Source organism: Dyadobacter sp. HNCC25DJ186, from assembly GCF_056895235.1.
On the sequence record NZ_JBXHAS010000004.1, the window covers coordinates 354120 to 378647 of the forward strand.

The 24528-nt window shown below is 42.1% G+C and carries 18 protein-coding genes; 10 read left to right on the forward strand and 8 right to left on the reverse strand.

The features are described 5' to 3' along the window. Positions 1-889: 889 nt before the first annotated feature. On the reverse strand, positions 890-1231 hold the full coding sequence (locus AC1XUO_RS15275) for a RusA family crossover junction endodeoxyribonuclease (protein ID WP_483330655.1): 342 nt from the start codon (positions 1229-1231) through the stop codon (positions 890-892). Between the two features lie 991 nt (positions 1232-2222). On the opposite strand from AC1XUO_RS15275, the gene recD2 reads away from it, so the two are divergent. The 4 genes from recD2 to AC1XUO_RS15295 all read left to right on the forward strand — a co-directional run bounded on the left by recD2 (position 2223) and on the right by AC1XUO_RS15295 (position 6524). After that, positions 2223-4703 carry an SF1B family DNA helicase RecD2 gene (gene recD2 / locus AC1XUO_RS15280; RefSeq protein ID WP_483330656.1) on the forward strand — a complete coding sequence of 827 codons (2481 nt, stop codon included), beginning with the start codon at positions 2223-2225 and terminating at the stop codon, positions 4701-4703. Positions 4704-4999: 296 nt separating this feature from the next. After that, on the forward strand, positions 5000-5215 hold the full coding sequence (locus tag AC1XUO_RS15285) for a helix-turn-helix domain-containing protein (protein WP_483330657.1): 216 nt from the start codon (positions 5000-5002) through the stop codon (positions 5213-5215). Further along, a complete protein-coding gene (locus AC1XUO_RS15290) occupies positions 5212-5538 on the forward strand; it encodes a HipA N-terminal domain-containing protein (RefSeq protein WP_483330658.1) in 327 nt (108 codons plus the stop codon). The genes AC1XUO_RS15285 and AC1XUO_RS15290 overlap by 4 nt, the downstream gene beginning before the upstream one ends. Next, positions 5538-6524 carry a HipA domain-containing protein gene (locus tag AC1XUO_RS15295; RefSeq protein ID WP_483330659.1) on the forward strand — a complete coding sequence of 329 codons (987 nt, stop codon included), beginning with the start codon at positions 5538-5540 and terminating at the stop codon, positions 6522-6524. The genes AC1XUO_RS15290 and AC1XUO_RS15295 overlap by 1 nt, the downstream gene beginning before the upstream one ends. A 344-nt stretch (positions 6525-6868) precedes the next feature. On the opposite strand, the gene AC1XUO_RS15300 is transcribed toward AC1XUO_RS15295, so the two are convergent. The 3 genes from AC1XUO_RS15300 to AC1XUO_RS15310 all read right to left on the reverse strand — a co-directional run bounded on the left by AC1XUO_RS15300 (position 6869) and on the right by AC1XUO_RS15310 (position 10545). Further along, positions 6869-7879 carry a hypothetical protein gene (locus AC1XUO_RS15300; RefSeq protein ID WP_483330660.1) on the reverse strand — a complete coding sequence of 337 codons (1011 nt, stop codon included), beginning with the start codon at positions 7877-7879 and terminating at the stop codon, positions 6869-6871. A 325-nt stretch (positions 7880-8204) separates the two neighbouring features. Continuing rightward, positions 8205-9758, reverse strand: a complete 1554-nt coding sequence (locus tag AC1XUO_RS15305) for a hypothetical protein (protein WP_483330661.1) — start codon at positions 9756-9758, stop codon at positions 8205-8207. Between the two features lie 10 nt (positions 9759-9768). After that, positions 9769-10545 (reverse strand): zinc metalloprotease, encoded by a 777-nt coding sequence (locus AC1XUO_RS15310; protein ID WP_483330662.1) that lies wholly within the window; start codon positions 10543-10545, stop codon positions 9769-9771. Positions 10546-11128: 583 nt separating this feature from the next. Here AC1XUO_RS15310 and AC1XUO_RS15315 point away from each other — a divergent pair. The 5 genes from AC1XUO_RS15315 (at position 11129) to AC1XUO_RS15335 (ending at position 16012) form a co-directional block, all read left to right on the forward strand. Next, positions 11129-12079, forward strand: coding sequence for an NUMOD4 domain-containing protein (locus AC1XUO_RS15315; protein WP_483330663.1), 951 nt, complete (start codon positions 11129-11131; stop codon positions 12077-12079). Next, entirely contained in the window at positions 12066-12887 is an 822-nt protein-coding gene (locus AC1XUO_RS15320) for an NUMOD4 domain-containing protein (RefSeq protein WP_483330664.1), read from the forward strand. Before AC1XUO_RS15315 ends, AC1XUO_RS15320 begins: the two co-directional genes overlap by 14 nt. Before the next feature lie 543 nt (positions 12888-13430). Next, entirely contained in the window at positions 13431-14405 is a 975-nt protein-coding gene (locus AC1XUO_RS15325; protein ID WP_483330665.1) for a helix-turn-helix domain-containing protein, read from the forward strand. 751 nt (positions 14406-15156) lie between these two features. After that, positions 15157-15615: a MauE/DoxX family redox-associated membrane protein gene (locus AC1XUO_RS15330; RefSeq protein WP_483330666.1), complete on the forward strand. Its 459-nt coding sequence runs from the start codon at positions 15157-15159 to the stop codon at positions 15613-15615. Between the two features lie 127 nt (positions 15616-15742). Further along, positions 15743-16012, forward strand: coding sequence for a DUF6520 family protein (locus AC1XUO_RS15335; protein ID WP_483330667.1), 270 nt, complete (start codon positions 15743-15745; stop codon positions 16010-16012). A gap of 60 nt (positions 16013-16072) precedes the next feature. On the opposite strand, the gene AC1XUO_RS15340 is transcribed toward AC1XUO_RS15335, so the two are convergent. Genes AC1XUO_RS15340 through AC1XUO_RS15350 form a run of 3 tightly spaced genes read right to left on the reverse strand, consistent with a single transcriptional unit; the run spans position 16073 to position 21987 of the window. Beyond that, complete coding sequence (locus tag AC1XUO_RS15340) at positions 16073-17428, reverse strand: RagB/SusD family nutrient uptake outer membrane protein (protein WP_483330668.1); 1356 nt, start codon at positions 17426-17428, stop codon at positions 16073-16075. Between the two features lie 18 nt (positions 17429-17446). After that, positions 17447-20632, reverse strand: coding sequence for a SusC/RagA family TonB-linked outer membrane protein (locus AC1XUO_RS15345; protein ID WP_483330669.1), 3186 nt, complete (start codon positions 20630-20632; stop codon positions 17447-17449). An 11-nt stretch (positions 20633-20643) separates the two neighbouring features. Next, positions 20644-21987, reverse strand: coding sequence for a TlpA family protein disulfide reductase (locus AC1XUO_RS15350; RefSeq protein WP_483330670.1), 1344 nt, complete (start codon positions 21985-21987; stop codon positions 20644-20646). 606 nt (positions 21988-22593) lie between these two features. Here AC1XUO_RS15350 and AC1XUO_RS15355 point away from each other — a divergent pair. Further along, on the forward strand, positions 22594-22959 hold the full coding sequence (locus tag AC1XUO_RS15355; RefSeq protein WP_483330671.1) for a helix-turn-helix domain-containing protein: 366 nt from the start codon (positions 22594-22596) through the stop codon (positions 22957-22959). Between the two features lie 129 nt (positions 22960-23088). Here AC1XUO_RS15355 and AC1XUO_RS15360 read toward each other — a convergent pair whose 3' ends face one another. Further along, positions 23089-24222, reverse strand: a complete 1134-nt coding sequence (locus AC1XUO_RS15360) for a redoxin domain-containing protein (RefSeq protein WP_483330672.1) — start codon at positions 24220-24222, stop codon at positions 23089-23091. Between the last annotated feature and the right edge of the window lie 306 nt (positions 24223-24528).

The window sequence follows — 24528 nt, forward strand, 5'->3', positions numbered from 1 at the left end:
ACAGGAAGTGGGCTAGTACCAGCAGATTAATCATAGCATTGTAAAGTATTACAAACTGTTGCTGCAGATACAGCAGGAAATAGTCAATAGAAACTTACAGAGAAGTACTAGAACCAACAAATGAAGATTAAAACAAACAAAAGAGTACTAAAAACTACAAATAATTACTTGTAATTACAAACATTACAATCATAACTACTAACTTTGTATACAGCTATACAAACTGATGATAAAAGACAAGTGCTACACCAGAAGCTGACATAGCACTTGAAACATAGAAGAACAAACCAGATCATTAAAAGATGCTACAACATCACATTAATGATTTCCAAATAATAAGAGCTTGAAGTGCAATCAACTGAGTGTTGATGATCATCTTGTTCTTATCAACTGTAGAAGACAGCTGCCAATGTTGCAGCAAAAGAAGAATGAACTTCTTCATAATCTTTTATATGTTAATGTTAATCACGTGGAGGGAGTTAGTCAATGATGTGGCGTCGGCGGCTAACTTCTTTTCTTTTCCTACCAGCTCTGGCTTGGAGCACTACAAAGATAATTTAAATCAAAATCATTCGGTGTTTAGTTTTAGAAATGTTTACAACAATAATTTTTAATAATCTCATAATAAGCGAGTTAACCTAAAAAGGTTGTTAAAAAGTTTACAAAAAATAAAACTTTTCATTTAGTTCCAAATTCTTTAAAATTATCGCAACTCGCTGATTTCCAGATGCACCATGACGCATCAATCTGAATGCCCTCAGTTTCATATAATTGGCAATCTACTCGTTTGTTGGAATATATTTTTGAAATTGTTGTCTGCGGCGCATCCCGTTACTGCTACGCTTATGTTCTGCACGTATAGCATGACCGTAATTCACTTCTTTCGTGGTCATTTCTTTGCAATCCTGATCTCTACACGGGGGTTCTGTCGGTCGATTCCTAAATGGCTCCAACTCTTACTGTCAACGATATCGTAATTATCGTCTGCAATCACACCTTGGCTTACGAGATAATCCGTAACGGCTTTGAAGTATGATTGTCCGTCACGCTTCCGGCTGCAAGGCCACGCGAATGTATAATGGATGTGGACTTTGTATGATATTCCTGCCGTGTTTAATTGTGGATACTTCGCTAACCACTTCTTATATCCTGCGCTTGGAAATCTGTGTCCGCTTCTGCTCGTTGGGAATAGTTTGTTTCCGCTGGGCGGGAAAGGTATGACGATTAACATCAAGCGTTAATTAGGTCTTTTACTTTGACCTTACCCTTTGTGGCTCGCTAAATACGCGAACTGCCCATCTGTAATCAAGTTGTACACCTCGCATAATTCAGTAGACGTTGGAAGCGTGTTTTTCGCGAATGAAGCTGCGCTTATGTTCTTGGCGGTAAGGTATTCTGATAACGTCATGCCCGACTGTTATCTTCCGCAACCATAAAAGTCAAGCTTAAAATTATTTTCACTGAGCTGCAATTTTATATTTGACGGGTGTGACCATGGCAGCTATTCCGAAATGGCACTAGGACAAAACGATGATCACCCAGTTACCAGCTGTGCATATTGACCACAACCTCCGCTTCAACCCACAAAAAAAGTCCCAAAAGGGACCTTTTAAAACCTGGGAGGGAGACGGGTCTCGAACTTTGCTTGCAACCCGCTCACTATGAGCTGTTTGAAACCTCCTATTTATACCTACTACACGAATGACGCCGAACTTTTAAATGTATCATCCAGACTATCAATTTGTTACAAAATTAACTTTGATAGATTTTGGTGATTTTTATTAGTTAAATTACATTTAATATTCGTTTATTTATGCAATTTGGTGGTTTTTTAATTTCAAAAATGCCTGTTTTATATCTGCGAAAGCGACTCTTTTGCTTAGTAAAAATAAGAAATTTTGATCAGCTTTTAAAGCGTTTATTCCAATGTAGTTCTCCAACGAATCAATTTATAAGGTCAATTCTCCTTTTAATTTATGACTGAATTCTTGTTCCAATCAAAATATTAAGTTTTGGCGTAATATAGAATTGTAATTAAAGGTGCTTATATATTTAACAATGCTCATTACCGAGAAATATCAGGATAGATTTATCTAGTGATGCGAAAATTGAAAGATTAGAAAAGTCAGGCTGCTATAAGTGCAAACCCGGGAATAGAGAATCCTGAAAACTGGCTCATATACCGTTATTGTACATATCTTTGGATATAAGAATCTAGGAATATGGCTGCGATAGACTACTCAACGACAACTCAACTCGAAAAACTCTCAGGTATTGTAATACGCATCACGTTCCATAGTTTGGAAACCGGCTATTCAATACTGAAAGTAGCCAGTGCGCAAAGACCAAACGAGGAACTCACGGTTGTTGTGCATCAGTCAAAAGTTTTTGCCGGGGCCACAATGGATTTCTACGGTGAATGGGTTACACATCCAAGTTACGGACTCCAGTTCAAAGCCAGTAGAGTTACTGAGAGAAAGCCCGCGACCGCGAGTGCCCTTGAGAAGTATCTGGGCTCAGGACTAATCAAAGGAGTAGGTCCGGTGACGGCCAAAAGAATTGTGAAGCATTTTGGAGAAAAGACACTGGATGTATTTGAAAACAACATCGAAAGCCTCACACAGGTAGAAGGCATTGCGCTTTTGAAACTGGAAATGATCAGCAAAGCATGGACAGAGCACAAAGAGATCCGTAATGTGATGATGTTTTTGCAGGCACATAATATCTCAACGCTGTTTGCGGTCAAAATTTATAAGGTCTACGGTAATGATGCAATCGGGATTGTCCAGAACAATCCCTATCGGCTGGCTGCCGATATATACGGAATTGGGTTTTTATCTGCTGATCAGGTCGCGCTTAGTTTAGGCCTGGCCGCTGACTCGCCGGAACGTATCAAGGCCGGCATCGAACATGTTCTGCAAAATGCTCGTGAAGAGGGACACTGCTATCTGACCTTGGAGCAGATCCTGCCCGCCGTTACGGAATTGTTGTCTTTGACTGACTCCGCCCCCGTTGAAGTGATGCTACATGAACTTCAAAAAAACGAAGAGCTTAAAACCAGACTGTTGCCCGACCAGCAGGGAAAAGAACAACTCTGTTACTATGCGCATTCATTATACTACGATGAGCAGTACATTGCCACCCGGCTTAAAGAAATGGCCAGTAGACCGCTTTCAGATCGTGAGAAAAACATTCAAAAGGAGCTGATTAGTTTTTGTGAACAACACCAGATTACTTTAAGCGTAGAACAAAGTCAAAGTGTTAATAAAATAGCCCGTGAACGGGTTTCTGTCCTTACTGGTGGGCCAGGCTGTGGCAAGACCACTACCACCAGGGCTTTGGTCGGTGTACTTCAGATGATGAATAAGGAGGTACTGCTGGCCGCACCTACCGGTCGGGCGGCACAGCGTATGAGTGAGGTCATTGGCCTGGAAGCAAAGACCATACACAGATTGTTGGAAGTAGACCCGGTTAAAGGAGGTTTCAAAAGAAAAGAAGATAACCCGCTTGAAACCGATGTATTGATTGTCGACGAATGTTCGATGCTTGATGTGCATCTGACAGCCGCCTTACTTCGGGCCGTAGCCGATCATATGCAAGTTGTCCTTATCGGTGACGCAGACCAGCTGCCGGCTGTTGGGGCAGGCAATGTACTGAAAGATATCATTGCTTCCCAGACCATTCCCTGCCTGAGGCTCACGAAGGTATTTCGGCAGGCGCAGGAATCCTTAATTATTTCTTATGCCCATCAGATCAACAGAGGCGAAGTGCCCCGGATCACCTCTCCGTTTCATATGCCTGCGGCCTGGAAGGAAAAAATGGACTGCCTTTTCATAGATTCCGAAGAAGCTACCACAGAGCAGCTCCGGTTTATATCCAAGGTAAAGCGTCTGGCTGCTGAAACAGTTAGTAAACCTGGCGCTGAAAATACTAACTTAGATCCCTACCAGCAGGATAATGGTTTGGTTATTCCTGCAAAATTCAGCCACGTGGACCTGGAAGCTTTGATGCAGGCGCGTACCCAAACGGACGAATTGAAAGAAGTACTGGGCCGTGTTCATCCGTGGTCCTCTTTACGTTATGGATATGCTGCTGTAGATATGGTTGAAAAGCTATATCAGGGAATCATTCCCAAATACTATGGGAACGAAACAGAAATACAAATTCTGTCTCCAATGACCAAAGGGTCCCTTGGGACGGCAAATTTAAACAAGGCAATTCAAGAAAAGATTAATCCGTCTGGCACAGGAAAAGCTCAGCTTACCGTCGCAGGACGTATTTTCCGGGATGGGGATCGCGTAATCCAGAAGCGCAACAACTACGATCTGAACGTCTTTAATGGCGATATTGGTGTAATTACCCACGTTGATAATGAGGTCATGGAACTGGGTGTACAGTTCAAGGCCGGCCAACTGGTTAAGGAGGTTATTTATTCGAGGGAAAACCTGCTGGAGCTGGATCTGGCCTATGCCATTACCATCCATAAATCACAGGGCAGTGAGTTTGAAACCGTTATCATTCCTCTGGTCACCCAGCATTTTGGCATGCTGTTTCGAAATCTAGTTTACACCGGAATTACAAGAGCGAAAAAACTGGTCGTTTTTGTTGGGACCAGAAAAGCACTGGCTATGGCCGTCAATAAACAGAACACAGCCGCCAGACAAACTGCACTTGCATATCTGTTACGCCAAACTGGTAAGTAAAAAAGGGATAGTCAAACTACTTTCAGTAAATCCTGTACCTGTATTGACCATATAGAAATTGACCTCTCGGTCGTGTATTACCTGCTCCATTGCAATGACAAAGTACACTATCATGTACTTTTCTAATTATATTTTAGATTCTAAACTTGGATCATTGGTGGAAGTATATTTTAGTGTACTTTTTTATCCAATGCTTCAACTCTCATCAGCTTGTCCTATAAAAAGTATATTATAACATACTTTTTATGTATTATTTGTAATAAAATCCGTACCTTTACCTTAAAAAGAACATTATAATGGACTTTGCATCTATCATTGAGGCGATCAAAGCAAGGCGAGAATCATTAAAGGTTACGCAAAACGCGCTATCAGACTTATCTGGTGTAGCACTGGGCGCTTTGAAAAAATTTGAGTCTGGCAAAGGCAATCCTACTTTATCAACATTGAAGAAACTATGTGATGCCCTAGGCCTTGAAATCATCTTAAGCGTAAAAAAAAACATTAACCCATGAGAGGTGCAAAGGTTCTTTTTAGAGGAGAAGAGGCCGGTATCCTATTGCAGGATAACAACGGTGCATTTGAATTTCACTACCACAAAGAATGGGTAGAAGACAGTTCGAAACCTCCTGTCAGTTTGACTTTACCAAAAAAGATTGAGCCCTATCAGTCTCCATACCTGTTTCCTTTTTTCTATAACATGTTGCCGGAAGGCTCCAATAAACAAGTGGTCTGTCACCTAAACCGTATAGATCGAAACGACTACTTTGGCCTGCTGCTCACGATTGCAAAAAGCGACACGATTGGAGCTGTGACAATTATTAAAATCGAGAAGTAATGAACTTACCAGATATTCAATTTTGCCCAGGTACATTGGCGGCTGGCTACGACACTTATAGTAAGAATTGCCTGAAGCGGGTCTTCGATGGCAAGCGCGTAAGCCATATTCTGAGGTATGATTCACCGGCGACCAATCAAGACACCGATGAACTTTTTGAAGAAAACCTCAAGCGGATGTCAATATCGGGTGTTCAGGAAAAATTTTCGGTAATCCTTGATAAGAATAAATTGCGATTGATCGAAGAAGGCGAGCAAGGTAATTATATTTTAAAGCCGATACCAGCCTCTGGCCGCAGGCCGGATCAAATGCCGGCCAATGAGCATCTGACTATGCAGATCGCAAGGCAGGTTTACGGTATCGAAACAGCAGAGAACGCATTGATCTTTTTTGCGGACGGAGCCCGGGCCTACATTACTAAGCGGTTCGATAGACACGCAGATGGCAGGAAACGTGCTCAGGATGATTTTGCATCACTGGCGGGACGTACGCCCCAAACCCATGGAGAGCACTATAAATACTTAGGAAGTTACCTGGATATTTTTGAGCTGATGCAAAAGTATGTTCCTGCTTACACAGTCGAATCACCAAAATTGCTCCGCACATTAATATTTAACTATTTATTCTCTAACGGTGACGCGCATTTCAAAAACTTCTCATTGCTCGAAACCGATCAGGGAGACTATCGTTTGAGCCCAGCCTATGATTTGCTCAACAGCCGTATACATATCCGCGATAAAGATTTTGCATTGGATGACGGCCTTTTACCCAAAAAACTAGCCCAAGGCACAGTGATGCAGCAATTTACTTTACTAGCTGAGATAGCACGAATCAACTCGAAAGTATTTGAAGGAATAATCTCACGTATGCTCAGTGGGTCCGAACAAGTGGAGCAGTTAATCTTTGCATCTTTCCTGGACGAAACAACAAAAAAAAATTACTTGCAGGCTTATCAGGGCCGGCTCAAGCAGCTTCTGAAAAACTAGTTACTTCTGTGGAAAAGCCTGATCAAAATACTACGGTATTAAAAAATCCTCGATGACCAAATCATCAACATTGTTGACTGTCGGTGTCAATTAACGGCAAATTTATGGGACAGCAACGTGTGGCGACTACCAATATGACTTGCTAAATTACCTCGGCTGCAACACCGTCCTGCTTCGGATTAACCAAGGTTCACTCCAATTCCACTTCAAAAAAGTACAGCATAAGTTGGACCGGGGACGAACGGTAAATATATCCCTTTAAGCATCCAGAAATTACATCTATCTTAAAAATGCTGATTTTTCGCAATTTTTGGAGAAGTCTGGATCTTACTTCTGTTATGCTTTTATTTTCCTCGTTGTTTGGTCATCAGTTTATTCCCGGCTAACCAAGGTCGTTTTTTAAACTCTTGTTGTTGATTTCTTAAGAAATCAGCGATATTTTGAAGCTTTCCTTTTGATATAGATTCTGACTTGAGATATGCTTCTTCGTTAATCATATGCCTCATTATTACATTTGCCTGCCTTAGTATTCCTACTCTGTCAAATTCCAAACCTAACTTATCATGAAACATTTGGAAAGTACCAATAACTTTTAGCATGACGGCATTAAAACGTATTATTGGATGTGGATGGCTTTGTTCGTCTTCGTAGTAATCCGGAAAATCTTCATTTTTAAGGACGTAAAACAAAGTATAAACACCTGCACCAAATAATGATATCAGCATTCCAAGTGTATCAGTTGTTTGTGCCTCTTTTGGTAATTTTCTTATCCACAAATCCGAAATATGATTGGCTACGTAGTGTGCTGCGAGCTCATCAGCATCCATTTCCATAATGTGACCTACAAAATCGTATTCATCGCTTTCACCCGTTGCTTGATTTTCTGTAAATGTTCTATTATCATCATTTTCAGAGTATTGAATAATATGTGCCAGTTCATGATAATATAAAAACTGGGCAACCGATTGAAAAATTAAATAGTATACCGGTACGTCCAAGCTTTTAATAAGATTTGGTTGTACTTCATACGGCAAGCCTTGCAGAAAATCTGAATAACTATGAAAATACCTTATTAACTTTTCAATCAGTCCTCGGTTTATCATAATTGCCTGACTCTTACTTATTGCTTTTGCATCAAGTTCTTCGCTGTTGTTAAAAAAAAAGTACAACGGTTTTATGTTAAATCCTTCAGACTGCTGAATATTATCGTAAATAAATTTATAGAGATTGTCGTATAGGTCAAAATACTCTGAACGGCTGTAATCGAACAGATTGTATTTTGGATCTAAACTCGGATTTAATTCCCTCCACGAATTTTCATAAATTTCCAAATATGTGCTATCCAGTTCCTCCATAATCTAAATCAATTTTGATATTAAAGGGTGTGTGGGTTTATTCTACTCACAGAATTTATAACATTGAAATGATGGTCTCATAAATAATACGATTATTTCCATTAACCGTAATAGCTCAATTATTCCTAACGCGATATCTGGTAAGAATCAATGGTTAAATGTTCGTCAAATAAATGAAATTTATAAGCATCTATATACCTTATTATGAAAGTCTTAAATAAGCGATAGGCGAGCTGAACAGTTGGTGGGTCAACGGATGACTTGAAACGTCACGTATGTGCTGCAAAAGATCCGTGTAAAATCGACTTGAATAACTAAATAAATATTATTCTTTTTTCAGTTGGCTTAGATTGTATGTTATTGATAGAAATGTACCGGCTTTTGGAAAAATACTAACTGTTGGAATTTCATCTGGTGATTCAAGCTTTGTGTAAGTAGTGTTTGTCTTCAAACTTCTATCCAAGACCTTTACGGATTTAAGTGTCATACCATATGTAACGATTAATCTATTTTTTTTGCCTATGAGGATAGAGGCTCCCAGATGAAAATTCAGATCATCTAGTTTAGCTGTAGTACTTATTCCCGCACTTAGAGCAGGACTTACTATAAATCCTGTTCTAACATAGGCATGGATCAACCCTCCGACAGACAACATTGTCGTATTGGCCCTTTGCGCGGTTACAATTTCACGCGAGTCTGCTGATAAATTTCTGTAATAAAAGGTTTTACCCATGAAATCTTGGCTACCAAAATTTAGAAAAGCTCCACTGCTAAAATCAAGTTTCAATCCCCCCTTTGTCTTTAAAGTTATCTCAATCTCTTTTTTCTCTGGACTTGCACAAGGAAGTAATTCCAATGGGGTTACCGTAATTTTATATATGGTAATATCCTTTTTTGCTGTCATAATTTCGGAGCTAAATTCAAAATTGTTAGGATTGCTCAAAATGTCAAATAGATTAAGTATTGCATCCAATTTTCCTTCCGTTACAAAAGATTTCAGTGCTTGAAGAAGTTGCTTTGTTTCTTTTATATCAGCAGCCATACCACCGATATTTTCGGAAATTACCGATAAATTATTTCGGGATTTTTCCAGTTTTTGTTCAATAGTGATTTTGGTGATAGTCAATTCTTCAACTCTTTTAGGACCTAGATTCGGTTTACTTAATTCATTTGTTATTTTAAACAATCTTAGCTTTTGATCGCTATTAATCTGATCGTTTTCTGCGATAGAATTAATTTTATACGACTTTTGAATTGTCTCTAATTTTGGCATTTCCTGTTCAATCAAGCGCAAATTTGACTCTATTGATTCTATAAAATTAGCCCGTAGCTCTCGCGTCGCTATTCCATTTACTACTTTACCTGTAGTATAGATTTGCGTAATACTGTCAAGTTTGCTATTTATTGATGTGCTGGACACTTCGCAACTTTTCGAAAGTTGTTGAAGTTTGTTATAGTACTCAGTTGTCATATTTATTTTGTTTGCCGCTTCGAGAATCAAGTCTAGTTTAGAAGAAAATTCAGCTAACTCGTCTTCGGGTGTTTTGTCTTTATCCTTTGTCGGAAGCATTCCAAGAGCTCTTTCTGATATTATGAATGCAGGTAACTTAACTCCTGTTAGTGCAGATGGTAAGGCAGTATTAAAGTCAGTTTCGGTTTTTACACCTTCTACTTTAAAAATTTTTCGATTAACATTTGTTATAATATATTGGATTTTTTCTTTGTAACCTATTGTCCTTACTTGGTCCTTAAAAGATTCAGGATTTGAAAAATCTAACTGTATTGCAGTGGGATTTGGGTCTTTACTCTTTTGAGCTAGGCAATTTGAACAGAAACAAGTAGTTGTCAAGACAACAAAAGATAAAATTAGGGTTTTCATGCAATTTGGGTTAAAGAGGGTACCATTGTTTTATAAAGACAGAATCGCTTTTTGATAAAGCTTTCGGCCATGAAATTTCATATTTACCACCAGTTAGGCTTGCTGGGATAGCGTATATCATAATTGATGTGGAATCAAATTCTGGGTACTCTTTCGAATCAGGAACTAAGACTTGAAAAATTTCCTGATCAACAAGGGATTTCGACCATCCTTCTTTTTCATAGTGATCATAAACTGCTTGTTTATCCCAAGGAATTTTTGCGCTGGGATGGGCTAATTCGTGCTCTAATCCTAACGCATGCCCAAATTCATGCAGGACAACTCGTTTAAATTTTTCTGAACTAATATTACCATCTAGTCCCTGGAGAAACATTGTTGCTTTATCCGTATATTTATCTTGAACGCATTCCCTTCCGATTGCAGAAGCATAACCGCCTTTTTTAAAAGTGATTCGGATCTGAGAATCGTCAATCGAATTCGTTTGCTCAATTTTTATCCCGCATATATTCGACCAAGATTTTGCAACATCGATCACCGCTTTCTTTCGGGAATTACTTCCATCAAAGAAATATACTTTTATAATAAAATGGTTTGTCCATTGAAGTCGATAATTAGGTGCTGCCGCTGGCTGCCTCCCCTTGATCTTTACCCTTGGTAGTCTCGTACAAAGAATGGTTTCCTCCTGAGATTGGCCATTCTTCATCAGCAAAAATATGCCAACGCAAAGGGCAATTATAATCCCAATAATCAATAATTTGTTTTTTAGAGGCAACAAGTTGTATTTCATTATAGGAGGTGATACTTAGCCAACAGGCGATACTTAATATCATTGTTCGCTAATATTAGCTTTATAAAATCATACAATAATTATAGCTAATATAGGTTTCTATACTCTTAAATCGTTCACCTGAGATCCTAATTTTGCACGATATTGATTTAACGGTAATTTTTAGGATAGATCAGCCTAAATGAGTACAAATCCACCTGGTATTCAAAGCCCTAACCATCTTTCAACCAGTGATCATTGTCACAATGACCGTAGGTTCCACCGTAAATTTTGGAGAACATTTTGAATGTATGATTGAAAGACTTCATATAAGTTTAGCTCGGCGTTATGCCTTTGAAAATAAGTTTCATAATGAAGATATAAATGACAGGGTTTAAGCTATTTCTACAAGTTTAGCCAAGTATACTCCATTACGCGGCGTCGGGTCTTTATAATTCACATATTGAAGTTTCCAAACGATAAGGAAAATATGAATTTTGATCGTCCTCTAATTGATTTGAATATGACACCTTGCATATTAAGTATCTTTAAGTTAACTTTAATATACTATGTTTTGCTGATTATATCTTAGGTGATGAGCGAAATGGAAAAAATTGAAATCAAACCGTACCGTGACGAAAACCTCAAAGATCGGCCTGGTGAAATCTGGAAAGATATTCCCGGGCTGGAAGGATACTTTATGGTATCTAACCACGGCCGGGTGAAACGGCTGGAACGTGTATCTTTTGATCAACTTGGAAGAAAATTTACAACCGCTGCCAAAATTAAACTCCCAGCTATTAACAAAAGTGAAAATAAGATTAAGGGCGATTTCAGGTACAGATTTCAGATACAAGCAAAAATCGACGCGGTCTATTATTCCTTTCAGGTCCAACGCATGGTTTACTACTGCTTCGTAGAGCCTTTTGATCTAAGTGATGCAAAAATCGTAATCACATCAGAGCAGGATAACGGACTGGATATAAGGCCACAGTTCCTTAGGAAAACGAATTGGTATGAGCAGACCAGACGCACATACGAACTCGGCAGGCAAAAAGCAACCTACGAGTATGATCCCTCATATCGTCACGCTTCTACGTCGGCATCCAAAGCGGTGACTTCAAAAAAAATATCCTGCTATGATGCTTCGGGTAAACTAATAGACACATATGCCAGTATTTCAGAAGCAGCCAGAGCCACAGGTTTTTCAAATAGCAGGCTGTCAATTGCTGCAAAGAAGCCTTACATCCTGGTAGACGGTAAGTTCTGGCGAAATGGAGACAGCCCGTTCACAACACTTTCACAGCGACCGATAAGAGACTATAAGGAGAGTCGTGGCATGCGCATCACTCAATTTGATAAGCACGGAAACCCTCTGGCGCAGTTCCTGGCCGTTTCGGAGGCTGCCCGCGTTTCTAGTGAGAATCACAGTAGTATCATGAGTCATGCACGGCAAGGGACAATCAGTAAAAGCGGTTTCCGCTGGAAATTAGGGCTGCATACCGGCAAACTTGATATTCCAGGTAAACAAAACCAAAACTATGAACAAGAATAGTGAAAAGAATATGCCCCGCCCGCCTGCTCATCGAGACAAAAGCCTGGGCGACCGTCCGGGGGAAGAATGGCATCTGGTCCCTGGCCTGGAAATTTATTTTAGCATCTCAAATCATGGCAGAGTAAAGAGATTGCCACGCGACAGCCGGAACAGCAACGGTAGTTTACAGATTCTCAAAGAAATGATCTTGTTTCCTGCTATTGCCAGGAACTATAATAAGTACACAGGTGATTACCGGTTCGCTCTGCAACAAGAAGCAATGGTTGACGGAGTTGATCATTCCTTTCAACCGCACCGGATGGTTTATTACTGTTTCAAAGAACAATTTGATCTCAGCGATCCGGACATTATTATCAAAGTTCTGGGTGATGGGCTGGATATAAGACCGGAGAACCTTGTAAAACTTAACCGCAGGGAAGCAGCCAACATCTTGTATGATACGGGCAGGTTACCAAGTCCATTTCATGATGATCAATATATTCTGACATCGTCCAAACAAGATGAAGATATAAATCCGCTCAGAAAGCTATCCAGTTACAATTCAGAAGGCGAACTGGTGAAGCTGTATGCTGATATACTTGAAGCTACATCTGATTCCGGGGTTCCAATAAAATCAATCAGAAGGGCTGCCAGGTGGCTCGTATGCGTAACCAAGGGATTGTACTGGCGCTATTCTCAAGAAGAACGTATTGATACAGTCCGGATAAAACAGATATTGGCAAGACCGGATGTAAAGACTATAGAAGATGCTTACCGGGTATTGATAGAGACCAATGGTGATGTAGATACAACTCCTCCCAGCGTGTGAGCCACCCGTAAATTCGTAGGCATCCATTTAATTCCAAGTAAAACCTTCTATTTGAGATTTATATCTGAGAAATAAAGTCGTAAAATTTCGCGCTGGCGGGATTAATGATGGGCATGATTTAGTTATAACAGTACTTAAATAAGGTATTTTATTGTAGGGAATAGGGTACATGATTGTATGAGCTATTAAGACGACTCGTATAAAATATCGCTGCATTCGTATAAAAATTTTGCACAAGCTGTTATATAGTCCGAGCTTTGAGATAAGCAATCGCCCGGATTGAAGAAATAATTCAGGTCCATTCAAACATGGTTCTAAATCCTGTCAGAGCATGCATTACTGAGTAATATCCCTCAGAAATAACATTTACATACTTCTGGACCGAGGCGGCGCAAGATGATCCGTTGAAAAAATATTGCTATGTAGCCGATTTTTGAGCAATGCTAATATATTTTTCAGCACAGAATAACAATTGCGTTAAGTTTCCAGTGATGGATAGCGCCTGGCGTAAAAGGGGACCATCATCAGCAATCAGCCATCGTTATGAAAAAGGTATACACCGTACAGTTTCCTGCCTTAATTATTCCGAAAATAATCTCGGGAAGGAAAATGCCTGTTGACTGCCTTTACCCGATCAGGTACGCAGACTGCAAACAAATGCAATGGTCGACAGGAATGATTATCAGGCAACGTGTCGTTACATATGACTTTCTGATAGAGCTTTTTGAAAGCCGCCTGAACGAGGATTTACAGATCGAGGTAGTATTTAACAAGCCATGTGTAGTATTTTATTACGGGTTTAGCGGGACAGTGATCTGTGAAAATAAAGAAACCGGTGGCTTGTTCACATTACAGCAAGGTCAAGCCGGAGCAATTAATGTACCTCCGGGAAAATACCAATTGGTAATTAGTAGTGGGTGGAGCACATGCTTTCTATATATCTTTGACAATAAATATCTGGATAGTGTGTTACAGATGGCACCATTCGATTTTCGGGCAGTGGGCCATTTCGGAATTGGTTCTTCTGATTGCTACAGATTCCCGTTTTTTACGATTGATAGTATCGCTCAAATAATGATGATGCTACAAAACATTAACCCTGAACAGAGATCATTGTCACTTAAGATGTCCTTATTTGAACTCCTGAATCGTTATGGACAACAGTTAGCCAGATACAAAAACAAGCCGGCCGGAGAAGCTTTAGAAAAGGTAGTATCAGTAAAGAATTTCATTGAAGCACAGCTCACAAATGGCCCTCTACCAACTGTTTTTGAAATAAGTCAACAATTCAATATTCATCCTGACGCCTTGAACAGATCATTCAAAAATACTTTTGGTGTCAGTTTAAAGAAATATATAAACCAGACAAAGATGCATCTGGCGTTTCAGCTTTTATCACAGGATAAAATGTCGGTTCAAAAAGTGTCCGAACATATTGGCTACGGGAGTCCATTCAGTTTCAGCAGCCAATTTAAGTTGTATTATGGCTTTTCCCCTAGTCGGTTAATTGCGAAGTAACGAACTGAGTAAGCGCGATAAAAAATGATATTTTCCAATGCAATGCCGGAAAATCGTATGTAATTAGTCGGAAAACCGTATGTCCTATCTCATCTTTAGTCATGAACTTTGTTTCGGTCATCCTGTTAACAGTTAATAATCTCACGGGGTCCCCAACACAAATTTGTCTTAGGCTGACCATATATAGGATGAGTCAGCCGGTTTACGGTAGCTTAGAGGCTGAGTACGCAATGATGGTCGCATTGGGAAACGTAAAGAAAAATAAGCCAGATTAAGCGAAAGCAGCAGTTCAACCAACGAGACGTATGTCGGTATTTTACTTTGACTATTATAAAGGGCAAGGAGTAGTAAACAAAAAAATATGCAACGGTACCGGTGTTTTTTAGCTGGATAAAGATCCACATATATACACTACCGTTAGAATAGTAAAATCTTTAGCTAAAACAGATTAACAGGATAAGGAAGATTAAAAGGACTGGCATTTTTGAATCAACGTCGTAATTAAAATAACATAATAACGCTATCGAAATAACCACTCATGCCAAAGAATCGGTTACAGTATCCGGTATGAGAAGAAAATGCAGTCAATTAGCGCTAATATGTACCGATTTAAAGTCAATAACAGACCAGATTTCCCATCTTATATCCTGCTCTGAAGTTATGTGCTTTTTTAAGATGCTGTTAGCTTGAAGAATGCGAAGATCCCGAACAAAGCGTCAAGGAATGATATTGCTCAACAAACCATAATACTATGAATATCTCTGTCTCCTCCGCCAAATGCTTAATACAGATAATTACCGCTATGCTGATTATCTTGTTTTTCTACACATCAGCTGCTAAACTTCTGGATATGGATCAATTTCACAGACAGCTTGCTAACCAGACCATACCGGGCTGGACGGCCGCTCCCTTACTTTGGTTGATTCCAATCTCGGAGCTGTTGGTTAGTGTATTATTGGTTTTTAGCTCTACGCGCACGATTGGTTTGTACGGTTCAACTATACTGATGCTAATTTTTACCGGGTATGTTGGTTTGGTGCTGATGAACGTCTTTGGAAGAGTTCCGTGTTCCTGTTCCAATTTAATCCGAAACATGGGATTTAAAACGCACTTCTTTTTTAATCTGTTTTTTCTGACCCTATCGATTGTAGGTATATATATTTCCAACCAGCAAAGGAAAGGAGGACCCGTGGCAGCGAGTGATTTATAAACAGAAGCCGGAAAGGCATGGCCCAGGGCTGTTTCTTTCTGCCAGGGATTGCCTACTCTACTGAAAACAATGTAGGCAATTATTTATCAATTCACATTTCAACGCTTCCAGGAAGCACAAATGCTTTATGAAATCTGTTTTTAAATTGAATTATTTACCCGCTTTTGCATTGGTATTAGCTGGTGGTATGGCTGTAGCTACTACAAGTCGCAGCATGGCTCCACAGTATTTCAAGGATTCAGCCGGCGAATGGCAGCCGCTGGGTAGCAGGCAGATCGGCACTCAACCCGGTCAATACAGCTGTAATCAAAGTGATAATCAATGTACAGCCGAAGGCCTGGATGCAAATGGTGAACCTACCGGTAATATTACCGAAGGGCAGCTGGTTCAAAACTAGCATCATAACGTTGTCGGTATCTTAAAACAAAAAGTCCCCGAACATGGGGACTTTTTGTTTCTATCTGATATTCTGCTCAATACCACTTCCCAGAATCTCATTCTCAGGGATGCTCAAAACATACCGGCTGTCATTGGCCGGCAGCTCTAAAAGCTCAGCAGTCGGTTTTCGGTATAGCGTCTTGGCAAACCTGGGATCTTTGTTGAGCCGTCTGAGATCGGTCCAGCGGACGCCTCTTGAAAAAAGCTGCTTTCTTCTTTCCAACAGGATCAGCTCCAAAAGCTGCAAAGGCCTGATCTCCGTAATGGGCTTATATGTGCCTTTTTTGTAGCGGGTGACCAGCAGTTTATTCAAATCATCCAAAGCTTTGCTTTCCTGCCCCAACCGGGCAGCACACTCACTCCGGATCAGAAGCATTTCATCAGTGGCAAGCCCTGCAAACAACGCGGCCGTCCCGGTGTAAGTGCCAATGAACCTTCCGGTACCTTTCTGAAAAAACAGGGATTTTCTTAGATCATTGGTATTAAAGGTGCGGGCAAGAACCGTATCGGGATAAATCAAACTGGAACTAAAAAACCCGTATTTGACCAGCGTAGCCTGGAAGAGCACCTCCGGATTCGCGTTCAGAATCGATCGGGGCATCGGGCGGGCCAAAGTAGAATCGACCGTGCTGTAATCCAGCAGCTGATCTTTCAGCGCCAGGCATGAATCCGCGTACAGCATAGCTACCGGATACTCTTCCATTGTATGATGCACCCGGGCTAGTAGCCCGTAAGCCGCCGGTTTACCCGGCTGGGTGGGAACGGCCGTTTTGACAGGCAGCAGCCGTATGGATAGTGCCAGATCCTGGTATATTCTCTCGTAGGTTTGCTGCAGCGTACCCCTTGGCGCTTTGGTGTTGATATCCGCCTGCAGTTTCAAAGGAATACCTAAAAGCTTTTCTGCCGTCGCTTGATCGTAGGTCCCAGCAAACCCTTGCGCGAGATGATAAAAAGCCCAGGCTCGAAAAAAAAGCGCACTGCCTTTTAGCCTGTTCCACTCGGCCTGCTGCGCTTGTTGAGGCGTGATCTTTTTAAGCTCTTCAAGCACCAAATTCGCATAAAACACCTGGCGGTAGGGCGTGGTCCAGTCCGGGGCAAACGTGGTTCCCTCGTAGAGGTCCTTTGCCCAGAAATACGTATTTCTCTCAATCTGATTGGTCAGCGCATCCAACCCGCTTTTGGGCATGTGGTACTCATCCCCTGCCAGCACACCCAGCGCAGGCACATCGTTCATGTAAGCGCTGTTGTTTAAAAGATCATTCATATCGGCCAGTGAGGTGGGTACCACCAGGGCCTTGTCGGGCTTTTGTTCCAGATAGTCCTGGCAGCCCAGGTTTACCAAAGCAATCAGCACAATTAAATACCGTTTTTTCATTTTGATCCTGTCTATAAATTAAAAGTCTGCTCTTAGTCCAAAGGAAACCGTGCGCGGCGGCGGGTAACCCGCATAGGCGTAGTCGGGATCAAGGCTGGTTTTTGCCGCCTTCCAGATAATTCCCAGATTATCCCCGTACGCGTAAAGCTGCAAGCTTCGAAGAGGCAGTTTGCCCCGCTGCCGTTTGGTAAAATCATAGGAGAGCTGAACATCTTTCAGCCGGATATGGTCCGCTTTTTGCACCAGCGCCTGCGAGAAAAGATAAAAATTATCCCGCGCTGTAAGGCCCGTCTGCGGCACCGAAGGGACATGGGTCCTGGTTTCATCGCCTGGCTTCTGCCAGCGCATGCCATAGTCACCATGCTGGGAGGTCAGTCCGGAGTTCAGACCATAACGGATCGAATTTCTTCTGAAATAGTATCCTGCGCGAAAATTCACCATGGCTGAAAGCGAAAAGCCCTTGTAGCTGAACTGGTTTCGGACAGAACCGAACAGCGTCGGCCGCGCTGGCCCGTAGTAGACCAGATCCTCTGGCTTTGTGGTATTCAAAATACTGCTGTATGCCTGACTCGGCGCTCCGTTTAAAAAACCGACCGGATTGCCTTTCTCCGGGTCCAACCCTTCAAAGCGGTAGGCATAGACCGCCATCAGCGGCCGGCTTTCCATCGGAAGCGCGCCCGAGGACATATTATCGCCCCCTTGGGCATACGTCAGTGAAGTGGCCTTAATGTCATAGTGGGTAACCTGATCTTCGGCATGGCTTACCAGAAGGTGGGTATCCCACTGAAAGACGCCGGTAATATTCTGGCTGTTTACGACCAGATCAAACCCGCTGCCTTTGGTTCCGGCATTGTTTCCCCTAAATGTGCTTACCCCGACCGAAGGCGGAACCTGCGCCGAACCGATCAGATCGATGCCTTTCTTTGAGAAGTATTCCACGCTGCCTGATAGTCTGCGGTTGATACTGGCAAAATCCACACCCACATTGATCATCCTGATCTTTTCCCAGCGAAGCTGCGGGTTCGGCGGGTTTACGATCTGCGCATACGGAAGCCCGCTTTCGATATCGGTATACCCCGACCGGGCTGTCGTGTAAGCCGAGACGGTTTTATCGATGTTGCCATTATAGCCGGCCGTAGCACGAAGCCTTAGATACGGCATGGCTTTCCACGGGTAGAATTTCTCCTGGCTGATCTCCCAGCCAGCTCCAACCGAGAAAAGCGGTACCCCTTTCTGGTTGGTGGCCACGCCAAACAGATTGCTTTTATCAAGCCTTCCGCTGGCAGAAAGTGTGTAGCGGTTTTTAAAGCTGTATGCGGCATTGCCGTAAAAGGAGACAAACCGATCAAAGGTCTCAGAGAAGCTGTCCATATTTGGGATCACGCTGTTAAACCCGTTGATATAATTTGGAAACTGCCGCACGTAATCCACCGGAATGAATGAGGCATAATCATCATTGTAACCATAATGCCGGGTGCTGTTTGCTTTACGGGTGCGGCTTCGGATCTCTGAGCCCGCGATCCCATCAATGCGGTGATGCTGTTTCCAGCTTTTGGCATAGCTGGCCTGCAAACGGGCATTGTGGCTGAGTGCTGCAGACCCGCTCAGATCCAGAATATCACCATAGGGAAGATTTCTGGTCAGACTGCCATCAGCATTGACCTGGGCGAACCTATTGACAAGGTCCCTGGCAAAATAGCTCTGACGGCTTTGCATATTGCGGCTCGAATTGTTTTCTACTCCGTACTGGTAAAGTCCCTGAAACGTCAGCGCCTGTCCTAACCGGTAGCTCACATCGGCATTCAGCCGGTAATCGGTCAAAGCGCTTCTGTTGTCTGCCAGCTCCAGCTCATCGAGCGGCACATATTCCCAGGGAAGAAGTCCCTGCGCAGATGCCTGCGAAATCACCGAGCTTCTAACATCCCGGGGTAGTGCCAGGGGTTTTCCGGTTTCATCCGCCAGCCGGGCATACGGATAGATCTGATTATTGTTGAGTGTGAAGCGGTCCGTACCGTTATTTTCCTGGCTGCTATTAGAGTAGTAAAATCCGGTAGCGATACGAAGTCTGTTCTCAAGAAGCTGAAGGGTGTTATGGACATGAAGAGACGTTCTCTGATAGGCGTTTCCGACCAGCGGATTCAGGTTGCGGTCATGACCCAGCGATAGCAGCAGCTTCTGGTGCTCGGTTCCTGAGCTCAGACTTAGCGCATACTGCTGGTTCACACTTTTGCGGTAGACATACCGGCTAAGGTCCCTTCTGAAATCATGCGCCGACAGCGCTTCGATCTGACTGGAAAGCTCGCCGTCCGAAAGCTGTCCGTCCCTGTTTTTAATCAGCAGCTCAACGACAGGCGAGAGCGCCACCTTGTTTACCGAGGTCTCATCGGCTTTAAAATACCCTGTTTTAAAAAGGCTGGTTTCAATGCCTGCGTACTCCGCACCCGACATCAGCGGCTGGTAGTACAGATCGGGCGACGCTCCCAGTGTTACATTGCTGTTAAAGGAAAGCTGCACCGGCTTTTTAAAGGATCCTTTTTTGGTGGTGATCACAATCACCCCGTTACCAGCCCTTGCCCCCCAGATAGAAGCGGCCGCAGCATCTTTTAAAACTGTTATGCTTTCGATATCATTAGGGTTGATCGAATTGATATCTCCTTCATAGGGAAAATTATCGATCACGATCAAAGGGTCCGCCTGCGCAAAAATCGTGCTTTGTCCACGGATGCGCAACGCATTGCTTCTTCCCTTGTTGAAAATCACACCGGGCACGACATCCGAGATCCTCGTCAGCACATCCGGGCTGACCCTTCGGCTCAAAAGCTTATTGTCAGCAAAAGCAAACGAGCCTGTCGCCCTTTCTGCCGGGATCTGCTGGTAACCCGTTGAGACCACCACCTCGCTAAGCTCGGAGGGGTTGGGCTGCAAAGAGATCGTCAGCGGGCCACTACTCGAAGCTTTCACCTGCCGGGTCAGATAGCCGATATAGGAAATAACCAGGGTTGCAGAGGTATCAGGCACTGTTAATGAGAATTTGCCATTTTCATCACAGACCGTTCCGGATTGTTTATCTTTCACACTGACCACAGCGCCAGCAAGCGGCTGCTCATCGGATGCAGATAGCACGCTGCCTTCCATCCTTATTTGTCCGAAAACATAACCAGTCAGGACCGAAAGCAGTATAGAGAGTAGTATCGTTTTTTTCATCGCCGTCCAGGTTAAAGATTATCCGAAATCACCAGCATATCAATTTCACGTACCTTCTCATTCAGCGTCAGCCCGTAAGGTTTTAAGGCCCTGTTCAGATCTGCTACGTCCGAAAGATCTGCATCCAGTATCAGGTCCACAGGTTCTGTATAGCCCGTTCCGTCCACGACTGGATAAGGAGAATCCTGCATCGAGATTACATTGAGTTGCGAGATCAGAAACAGCAGTTTTTTGTTTTGGAGTGTGAACTGACCGTACTCAGATGACATCAGCGGCCTGCCGCCTTTGGAGCGGATGTGGTCAACCGAATCCGTCCTTGTCAGCACCAGGCACGTCCGGCTTCGCCTTTGCATTCTGGCTTTGTACTGGTTGAAAAACCGGGCGAAATCCTGCTGCATGATTGTGTAAGCTTCTTTACCCACTGCGGCCGGCACTTTTACCTCGTAACAAAAGGCGTTACCCTGTTTTTTCCAGTCGGTGTATTTTTGCCCTGTTAGATCCGAGCGTAGACGGCCCGGATCGTTTACTTCGAGAATCATCCGATTTTTACCCAGATAGCCATTACCCCCATAGGCCACACGGAACATCGAGGAAAGAGGTGTATTGCGCAGCACGATCCGAAGTTCAGTGCTGTCTTTCAGAATAGAGTATCCAGCGCTCAGAAGACCTTCTGTGTAATTTGCCAATACCGAGTGGTAAATTAGTTCTTTGCCGTCTCCTCCGTTCCCACCTACCAGAAACGGCTTTTTCACATCGTAGGCAATGCCTTTTTCATCTTTTTTCTGCCGGATATCACCAGCTTTCCCTTCCAGCACGTTTTGGATAGTAGAAGCATTCATTTCTTCCATGCCTGTGAAGGTCAGCACAACACCTTCACTGCTGATCCAGACATAATGCGGCAGGTACGTATGTGGAAACAACTGGTGAAGCACGCTGTCTGCCATCACTTCCGGTAACGCTATACGTCGACCAGTTTTCACCTGATACTTGCTTAGAAAATTTTGGACAGTCTTTGCATCCTGGTAGGCAACTGGAAGAATCTGTATTTTATCATTAAACTGCTTTTGTAGCGAATCCAGACGTGGAAGCATCGACACGCAAGCACCGCACCAGCTTGCCCAGAAGTCCAGGATTAACAGCTTGCCTTTAAAATCAGAGATTTTGGCTACCTGACTTTTGTATTGATAAATGTTTCTGATCGTGACATCAGGGACTTTGTCTCCAACCTGTAATGGTTTGTATTGTGAAATGTTCTGTGCAGCAGCTGGTTTCCAGCACCAGAGCAGCAAGTAAAGGAGTGAAAAATAGAATAGATAGGGCAGTATTCTGCCTGGGGAGCAAAAACGTGAGTTCATTGCAACAAGATTTTATGGAGTGAAAAGAAAATCAAAATACTATGCAGCTTTTGACAAAAGAGGGCAATAGGTTTCCATAGGCAAACTTAGCCGCGCCACAGAGCTGGTATTACTTTACCAATGCTTGGAGAAAACCTGAAGACAGAATGATCATTCCGGCTTGCGAATGATTAAACGAAAAATGAAAGAAATACTCATACGCGTAACAACAGTTTAAGCTTCGGTTTCGAAGCGTGGAACATAAGGTAATTGTTACATGAGAGTCTTTGGGTAAGTCAAATCCCTTTGGAAGAAAACTAAAAGGCGTGGGACTCTACTTACTGATGCTGAGGTCCTCGGAGACCCGACTACGAATAAGACAGAGATAACCCACGCCTAGGTCGTGAGCTATATCCACTTATCGTCTCCAAGTCTATGAAATTTCCGAGGTTTCAGCACCGGGACTCTAAGCGAATAGCTTCAATTTTTTTTGAAGAACCGCAAATTAAAAATATCTACCCACTTTAATCAAAGTGTAGTAAATACTATAGGCAAAGTTAGTAAATAAAAATAAATGTTACGGTATACCGTAACATTTATTTTTTCAAAAACGGGTTCCTTGTCTTCATGGAAACAGAAGGTAAGAAATACGTACAGTTAAAATATGCTCTGACATTCAGTAAGCTATTAGATGAGAATAAGTTACAATGGAAAAAAAACAAAGAGAAAGGCGTTAAAGAGCTTTCTTTGGTGCATAATATTTCACAACTATCTGTCGAAACGGGTCTTCGGACAGCCACACTGTCAAGTATTTTCAATGGTGATTCTAATCCTTCTGGTATTACGATAATTCAAATATTAGATAAACTAAATAAAAGTTTTGAGCAGTTTGGAAAGTGCTACGACGATCTAACTAACAGTGAAATAGATGCATTTGAATATATGATTTCTGTAAAGAAGAACGAGAAAAAAAACAGCAAACATAGTAAATAATGGCTAGTACTTATTCTCCTTAAGAGCAAGGACCTAGCCCAAAGGAATTACACGTAATTTTGATTAATACTGAAAAAATTGCCGAAAAGCACATTTGCCCCTCACTTGAAATTACGAGTAACGATATAATCATTGCATATTCAATGCCCTCTCTATTTCGGATTCAATTTTATCAGAATAACCCAAGCTTAGAAAACTTATTTTGCCATTTCTATCAATAAGCACGTACTGGGGTACCGCATTTACCTGGTAATCCTTCTTTAACCTATCATTACCAAGCAAAATAGGAAATTGAATTTCAGATTTTTTGATGATGAATTTTTTTGATGATTCTATTTGTCTGACATCATTAATAATTCCATAAACCATCAGGCCTTTATCTTTAAACTTGTCATAGAGATGCTGGACCTTCGGCATGGATTCAACGCAGGGCCCACACCACACCTCCCAGAAATCCAACAACACCACTTTTCCTGTGGTTTTCTGTAATGAAATTAGTTTGTCATCAAAGGATTTGAGCTCAAATAGTGGGGCCTGCTTTCCCATCAGCCCCATTAACGAATGCCCTTTCGTAACCACAGGAACTTTCAGAGTATATGTTTTTATAAAATCGGGATCGGCAAAATCATAATAGAAAGCCTTTTCATTTAGACGCATCTGCTGAATTCCCCAAGTCAGATCCTGCACCTGATCCAGGGTTTGCTGATGCTGCCTTACTGTGACAGGCAGCATGTTTGTTTTATCTATTGTAACTATTTTATACCGTTTAACTACGTCGTACTTTATCAGGTCTGGGTAGTTAATAGTCAGATAATAAAAGAGTTTATCTTGTGAAACTGTTAAACCGTTGGTTCCGGACGTGTCAAGTTTTATCAAATCCGGTACCACCATACGCCCTCCCGCGCTATACAATATGTCTTTCATAGCAGATCGGTCGGTGGAAATAGAATAAACTTTTTGATCTTCATCTGCCTGGTAGGACATATTTCCGTTAAAAACCAGCTGACTTTTTACACTATCCTCTTTTGCCCAAAACAGAAAACCAAAGATGTGATCACTTGTATCTGCATGTATTTTTACATGGCCGGTGAGTGTCCTGACATCCCCGGTAACCAGTGTATCATGACGTACCATTCTGTAAGAAATCGTTTTTACCGATTCCTGTGATTTTCGGACAGCTGAAATAATTTCCGGGGCTGTTTGACCCACTGCGTATGTACCAAAAAGCATGGACGTTAAAAGAAAAAAAACTGATTTTCGCATGTTTAGCCGTGTTATGTTTCTGCAAACCTATCCGCTTTTTCTAATGGAAAATCAAGTATTAGACAAGCCCATCGATAAATTAGACAAAGCCCGGTTTTGTCGAAAAAAATAGGCGCTCGGTCGAAAAGTATCGTTGACGGTGCTACCCTGTTTTCCTGGGAGTAAACTAAGGGTTAAATTCAGCCTATGAATCCAAGCGTCGCTCACTCTATATGGAAAATCAGCAGGATAGAGATCTTTTTCTTCCTGACTATTTTTCTCGTCTTTCCAATCGTAACGGATTTTGAAATTAACTTTTATGAAAAA